The organism is Sphaerisporangium sp. NPDC049002 (genome assembly GCF_040649355.1).
Classification (GTDB): Bacteria; Actinomycetota; Actinomycetes; order Streptosporangiales; family Streptosporangiaceae; genus Sphaerisporangium.
Map to the genome: position 1 here is coordinate 1 of NZ_JBEZFH010000300.1, position 6,759 is coordinate 6,759.

At 68.5% G+C, this 6,759-nt stretch carries 6 protein-coding genes and 1 riboswitch; of the genes, 4 read left to right on the forward strand and 2 right to left on the reverse strand.

Annotation, left to right across the window (positions count from 1 at the left end; genetic code table 11):
- Nucleotides 1-109 precede the first annotated feature (109 nt).
- Together AB0B89_RS33790 and AB0B89_RS33795 are read right to left on the reverse strand one after the other, a co-directional pair.
- The gene (locus tag AB0B89_RS33790; RefSeq protein WP_358560985.1) at nucleotides 110-1,891 is read right to left on the reverse strand and encodes an ABC transporter substrate-binding protein; all 1,782 of its coding nucleotides are present in this window, start codon (nucleotides 1,889-1,891) and stop codon (nucleotides 110-112) included.
- 57 nt (nucleotides 1,892-1,948) lie between these two features.
- The gene (locus AB0B89_RS33795) at nucleotides 1,949-2,977 is read right to left on the reverse strand and encodes an ABC transporter permease (RefSeq protein ID WP_358560988.1); all 1,029 of its coding nucleotides are present in this window, start codon (nucleotides 2,975-2,977) and stop codon (nucleotides 1,949-1,951) included.
- A gap of 553 nt (nucleotides 2,978-3,530) precedes the next feature.
- A riboswitch (FMN riboswitch) is annotated at nucleotides 3,531-3,661 on the forward strand.
- 338 nt (nucleotides 3,662-3,999) lie between these two features.
- Between AB0B89_RS33795 and AB0B89_RS33800 the strand changes: the two genes are divergently transcribed.
- The 4 genes from AB0B89_RS33800 to AB0B89_RS33815 form a co-directional block, all read left to right on the forward strand.
- Complete coding sequence (locus AB0B89_RS33800; protein WP_358560991.1) at nucleotides 4,000-4,608, forward strand: riboflavin synthase; 609 nt, start codon at nucleotides 4,000-4,002, stop codon at nucleotides 4,606-4,608.
- Nucleotides 4,605-5,225 (forward strand): nicotinamide mononucleotide transporter family protein, encoded by a 621-nt coding sequence (locus AB0B89_RS33805; protein WP_358560994.1) that lies wholly within the window; start codon nucleotides 4,605-4,607, stop codon nucleotides 5,223-5,225. The genes AB0B89_RS33800 and AB0B89_RS33805 overlap by 4 nt, the downstream gene beginning before the upstream one ends.
- Nucleotides 5,222-6,439 (forward strand): bifunctional 3,4-dihydroxy-2-butanone-4-phosphate synthase/GTP cyclohydrolase II, encoded by a 1,218-nt coding sequence (locus tag AB0B89_RS33810; protein WP_358560996.1) that lies wholly within the window; start codon nucleotides 5,222-5,224, stop codon nucleotides 6,437-6,439. The genes AB0B89_RS33805 and AB0B89_RS33810 overlap by 4 nt, the downstream gene beginning before the upstream one ends.
- 46 nt (nucleotides 6,440-6,485) lie before the next feature.
- The coding region (locus AB0B89_RS33815) for a 6,7-dimethyl-8-ribityllumazine synthase (RefSeq protein ID WP_358560999.1) at nucleotides 6,486-6,759 on the forward strand (274 nt) is incomplete at its 3' end.

The window sequence follows — 6,759 nt, forward strand, 5'->3', positions numbered from 1 at the left end:
CGTGGCCGTCCAGGTCACCGACGAGGCCGGGGCCCGCACCGGGCTGGCCAAGCTCAACGCGGGCGGCGAGCTGAAGGGCCTGGCGTTCAGGGAGGCGGCGAATCTGTGACTACTTGACGTAGACGTTCGTCGGCGACTGCTCGCCGTCGAGCGCGCTGAACTCCACGCCGCCGAGGCCGGAGCCGTACAGACCGAAGTAGGTCTGGTAGTACTCGGGCACGATGGCGGCCTGCTCCATGATCTTCCTGTCGAGCGCGGCCCAGGCCTTGCCCGCCTCGGCCGCGTCGGTGATGGCGTTCGCGGCGTCGATCCCCTCGTTGATCTCAGGGACGTTGAGGTGGCTGTAGTTCGAGGCGTTGTCGGCGATCAGACGGCCGTCGAACAGCGGCTGGATCGCGGTAGAACCGGTCGGCCAGTCGGCCGCCCAGCCGCCCCAGTAGATGTCGAACTTGTTGTCCTTCGGGCCGATGGCGTCGTAGAAGGTCGCCGGGTTGAGCGGCTTGGCCACGACGTTGAAGCCGGCCTTGGTCAGCGCGTCCTTGATGGCGACGGTGATCTTCTCCTGCGTCGGCGTCTGGTTGTAGGCGTAGACGACCGTCGGGTTCGGCTCACCGGCCTCCTTCAGCAGCGCCTTGGCGGCCTCGGGGTCGCCGGTCGGCTTGGCCAGCGTGCCGTACAGGTCGAAGGCCTCGTAGCCGAGGACCGTCGGGCTCATCACCGTGGTGGCGATCTTGCCGGTGTTGACCTCACCGCCCGAGATCAGCTGAAGCTGCTTGGCCGGCCAGGCCTTGATGATCGCCTGGCGGACCTTCACGTTCGTGATCCGCTTGGTGTTGATGTTGTAGAAGGTGGTGAAAGGCGTCAGACCCTGGATCGAGCGCTTCATGGCTTCGGCGTTGTCCAGCACCTCCTGCACCCGCTCGGCCGCGATGGCGTTGTGGAACGTCATCGCGGTCTTGTCCGGCCCGGAGTCCGCGAGGAAGCGCTCGGTGGAGTTCTGCGACTGGACGCCGAACTCCATGTGCCACTTGTCGGGGTAGGCGTTGCGGATCGGGTCGGTCTTCGGGTCCCAGTTCGGGTTGCGCACGAGGTCCAGGGACTTGTCGGTCACATGGCTCTCGATCTGGTACGGCCCGGAGGAGAAGGGCTTCTTGTCGTACTTCTCCTTGGTGTCCTGCGCCTTGGGCACCACTCCGTAGCCGGTCATGGCGACGGTGAAGTTGAAGTCGGGGTGCGCGGACTTCAGGTTGAAGACGACGGTCTTCTCGTCGGGCGTCTCGATCGCGTCCAGCGACTTGCCCTTGTACGGGCCCTCGTACGCCTTGCGGTAGTCGCCGTCGACCAGCCACTGCTGGACGTAGGTCGGGCCCTCGGTGATGAACGGCGCGTACAGGCGCTCCACGCTGTACTTGATGTCAGCCGAGGTGATCGGCGTGCCGTCCTGCCACTTCAGGCCGTCCTTGAGCGTGAACTTCCACGTCTTGCCGCCGTCGGTCGTGGTGCCGGTGTCGGTGGCGAGGTCGCCGACCAGCTTGATGCCGTCGGCGCCGGTGCGGTAGCCGGTCAGCTGCCGGGTGAACAGCTTGGAGACCGTGGCGTTGTAGTTCAGGTAAACGCGGCCCGGGTCGAGGTGCGAGAAGTCGTCACGGTCGATCATGTTGACCGTGCCGCCCGACTTGGCGCCCTCGACCGCGGTGGCCGGCCCCTGCGAGTCCGTGGCCGTGCCGACGACGATGGTGCTGACGGCCGCCTGCGTCGCGGTCGGCGAAGCGGCGGCGCCACCCGACGCGACGGGACCGCCGCCACCGCCCTTGGCGCAACCGGCCAGCGCGAGGGCCCCGGCGGTGAGGATCACCACCGCGGTGGTGGCCCTCCTGGGTGCGAATGTCATATCGACCTTCCTGATCATGTGCTTGCTGTCCTGGTCAGCAGGTCAGCGGGTGGACGGCTATCGCCGGGTCTTGGGGTCGAAGGCGTCCCTCAGGGAGTCTCCGAGCAGGTTGAAGGCGACGACGAAGATCACCATGGACACACCGGGGAAGACCAGGTAGGTGATGTCCTGGTGGTAGACGTTCGAGCCGACCAGGAACATGCGCCCCCAGTCTGGGGTCGGCTCGGTCATGCCGACGCCGAGGAACCCGAGCCCGGCCTCCGCGCCGACGTATAGCGGCAGCGCGAGCGTGGACTGGATGATGATGGGTGTCCAGAGGTTGGGCAGCAGCTCCTTGAAGATGATCCGGAACGGCGAGGCCCCGGTCACCCTGGCCGCCTCGATGAACTCGCGCTCGCGCAGGGAGAGTACCTGCGAGCGGAGAAGGCGGGAGATGGTCGCCCAGCCGAGCACGGTGAGCACCACGCAGATGGAGGCGTAACGCAGCCAGATCGGCGTTTCCTCCTCCGGCGTGACGAACGCCGCCTCGACGACCGGCAGGAACACGATGAGGAACAGCTGGGACGGGAAGGCCAGCAGTGTGTCGATGATCCGGCCGATCACGTAGTCGGTCTTGCCTCCGACGTAGCCCGACCAGATGCCCATCACGACGCCGATGATCGTCGTGACGACCGTGACGACGATCGCGATGGACAGCGACGTGCGGATGCCGTAGACGAGCTGCATGAACACGTCGCGGCCCAGGCCCGGCTCAAGGCCGAACCAGAAGTCGCCGCTGACGCCTCCGTTGGGGGCGATCGGGTAGCCGTAGTCGTTGAGCAGTCCCGGCGCGTTCTGGCCGTAGGTGGTGTACGGGTCCTTGCCGTACAGCCACGAGATCACCGGTGCGAGGATCGCGACCAGGAAGAAGAAGGCCACGATCGCGGCTGACACCACCCCGGTGCGGTCACGGCGAAATCGCCGCCACATGAGCTGAGCGGGGGAGCGGCCCACGAGGGGGGAGCCGTCCGCGCCGGCCGTCGCGGCAGGGACGGCGTCGACGGGGTCGGAACCAGCCTCGGTCGCGGCCTGTGAGGGGAGAGTCATTGTGCGGGTGCCACCAGAGATCGATCGCAGTAAATCGTGACTTGAGGGAACCTTGGCAATTTATTACCCGCGGGTCAATGTCCGCGACTCATCCTTTACACGATTTCGCCGTTCGTTGTGGAAAGTCAATCAGGTTGTGTCCCTGAACCCATTGACCTGCGCCGATGTCGTGGGACAGACTACCGAATGCTCGCATTTTGAATTGTCACGATTCTGTGACACAAGCATGACATCGCCATGACGGAATCGCCCGATTACCCGCCAACCACGCAAATGGGTGCGGATGTGGGTGCCGAGTGGTAATGCCCCACTTGCGAAGTTCCCCGGAGATGGCGCGATGGACCATGGCGCTCGCTCCGGCCGTGAGCGCTCCGGCCGTGTCTGGCACCCGGGGCGCCCCACCCCTCCGCGCGTGTCGCTCGACCCCTCTGCGCACGTCGTTCGACGCGCCGCCGCCCGGCTGGGGTCACCCCACCTAGCAAGCGCTTGGTTAAAGTAGGGGGTAATGAGGGTTACGTCCCCTTTGCTGGACATGGCACACTGATAGGCAGAGCAGCGTGCTCCGGGGTCGGTGAAATTCCGAACCGGCGGTGACAGTCCGCGACCCGGCCGAGTCCATCGGCCGGTGGATCCGGTGGAATTCCGGGACCGACGGTTAAAGTCCGGATGGGAGGAAGCGCGCGAGCGTTCGGCGACCCGTCGCCGAACGCCTCCGTGGTGCGTTGTGCCGCACCCGATCACCCCGGGGCCCGCCGTGGCAGCAAAGCTACTGGCGAGTAGGAGGGGCCGGGTGGGCGACCGGACGTCATCATGTGCCGCGCGATCGCACGCGCCGCACCCTCTCCTGCCATCCGTGGCCCTCTCGCGCGCGCCTGCCGCCGTCCTCGCCTCTTCCACGGGTTCCCTTGGTTCCCCTTGCCCCACGGAAGACGCGCGGGTCCTCATGGGTTGCTTCCTCACGCAGGATCCGATCGGCCCGAGCCTCCGGCTCCCCGCACGGCCGCATCGCATAAGGAGCGTTGATGTTCACTGGAATCGTTGAGGAGCTCGGTGAGCTCGCGGGGGTCGAGGTGCTGCCCGACGCGGCGCGCTTCACGATCCGCGGCGAGATCGTCGCCCCCGGCGCCCGTCACGGCGAGTCGATCGCGGTCGACGGGGTCTGCCTGACCGTCGCCGGCGCCGATGGCGACACCTTCACCGCCGACGTGATGAAGGAGACCCTCGACCGCAGCTCTCTCGGGTCCCTCACCCCCGGCACGCGGGTCAACCTCGAACGGGCGGTGCGCGCCGACCAGCGGCTCGGCGGCCACATCGTGCAAGGCCACGTCGACGGCACCGGCGAGGTGCTGTCCCGCGAGCCCGCCGAGCACTGGGAGGTCGTGCGCGTCTCGCTGCCGCCCGGCCTCGGCCGGTACGTGGTCGAGAAGGGGTCGATCGCCGTCGACGGCATCAGCCTGACCGTGGTGAGCGTCGGTGACGCCGAGTTCGCCGTGAGCCTCATCCCCACCACGCTCCAGCTCACCACGCTCGGCATCAAGCGGCCGGGCGATCCGGTGAACCTGGAGGTCGACGTGATCGCCAAGTACGTCGAGAAGCTCGTCGGCGCGCACGTCCCGGGAGCCGCGTCGTGAACTGGACAGAAGCGGGCTTCAGCCTGGCCGGCCAGCACCTGCTCTGGATCGACCTGGCCGGCAACGTCTGCGCGCTCGCGACCGTGTGGCTGGCGATGAGGCGCACCATCTGGACCTGGCCGGTGCAGCTCGTCGGATCGGTGCTGCTGTTCGCCGCCTCCATCGAGGCGCACATCACCGGCAACGCGCTGAAGCAGGCGATGTTCGGCGTGCTCGCCCTCTACGGCTGGGTCCGCTGGGCGCGGGGCACCAAGGAGGGCCAGACGCTGCCCGTACGGCCGGGGAGCACCCGCGAGCGGGTGACGCTGATCGCGGTCATGGTGGTGGCCACCGCGCTGGTCGCCCTCTTCTTCACCGTGACCGGATGGTCGTGGGCCCCGGTCCCGGACGCCTACATCTTCGTCGGCAGCGCCATCGCCACCTACGCCCAGGGCCGGGCGCTGATCGACTTCTGGTGGATCTGGATCGCGGTGGACCTGGTCGGCGTCCCCCTGGCGTTCAGCTCCGGCCTCGTCGTCTCCGGCGTGGTGTACGGCGTCTTCTTCGTCATGGTTCTGCTCGGGATCCGCGAATGGAGGCGGCAGTACAGCCGCCGGCTGGAGGTAGTGACCGCATGAGCGACATCACGCTCGACCCGATCGAGCGCGCGATCAGGGACATCCGCGAGGGCCGTCCCGTCGTCGTCGTGGACGACGAGAACCGCGAGAACGAGGGCGACATCATCTTCGCCGCCTCCAAGGCCACCCCCGAGCTGCTCGCCTTCACCATCCGCTACACCAGCGGCGTGATCTGCGTCCCCATGCTCGGCGAGGACCTCGACCGGCTGGGCCTGCCCCTGATGGTCCACCAGAACCGCGAGCGGCTCCGCACGGCGTACACGATCAGCGTGGACGCCCGCGACGGCGTGACCACCGGCATCTCCGCCGCCGACAGGGCCAAGACCATCCGCACCCTCGCCGACTCGGCCACCGAGCCCTTCGACCTGGTACGTCCCGGCCACATCTTCCCCCTGCGTTACCACAACGGCGGGGTGCTCGCCCGCCGCGGCCACACCGAGGCGGCGGTCGACCTCGCCCGGCTCGCCGGGCTCACCCCCGCCGGCGTGCTCGCGGAGATCGTCAACGACGACGGCACGATGGCGCGGCTGCCGGAGCTGCGCGAGTTCGCCGACGAGCACGACCTCGCGCTCGTCTCCATCGAGCAGCTCGCGGAGTACCGCCGCCGCACCGAGCGCGTGGTCGTCCGGGTCGCGGTCACCGAGATCCCGAACCGGTACGGCCTGTGGCGCGCGTACGGCTTCTCCAGCGGCATCGACGGCGGCGAGCACATGGCCCTGGTCTACGGGGACCTCGGCGACGGCGAGAACATCCTCGTCCGCGCGCACTCGGAGTGCCTGACCGGGGACGTCCTCGGCTCGCTGCGGTGCGACTGCGGGGTGCAGCTCGACCACGCCATGCGCGCGGTCGCGGCCGAGGGCAGGGGCGTCATCGTCTACCTGCGCGGCCACGAGGGGCGCGGCATCGGGCTGCTGGCCAAGCTCAAGGCTTACAGTCTCCAGGACAACGGCAGCGACACCGTGGACGCCAACCTGGAGCTCGGCCTTCCCGTGGACGCCCGCGAGTTCTCCAACGCCGGCCAGATGCTGGCCGACCTCGGGGTCAAGTCGGTGCGGGTGCTGACCAACAACCCCGCGAAGCTGCGCGGCCTCGACGGCTACGGCATCAAGGTGATCGGCCGCGAGCCCATGCCGGTGGCCGCCAACGAGTACAACATCAAGTACCTCACGGCCAAGCGCGACAGGCTCGGCCACCAGATCGAAGGAGTGCGATGAGCGGGGTCGAGCGGGACCTGGACGCGCCGGCGCGCGGGGAGAGCCGATGAGCGGCGCGGGACGGCCGCAGGCCGCCCCCGTCGCCGCCGAGGGCCTCACCGTGGGCATCGTGGCCGCCCGGTGGCACGAGCGGATCACCGACCAGCTCGTCGCCCGCGCCGAGCAGGCCGCCGGGGAGTGCGGCGCGGCCTGTGTCACGGTGCGGGTGGCGGGCTCGCTGGAGAGCTGCTCCCGCAGTTGTGCGTCGGTACGCGCCGACAAGGCGACGAGCCGTGCGCCGGGCGCGTCCCGCTCGTCGCGGTGCGCCGGGCTCGACGGGG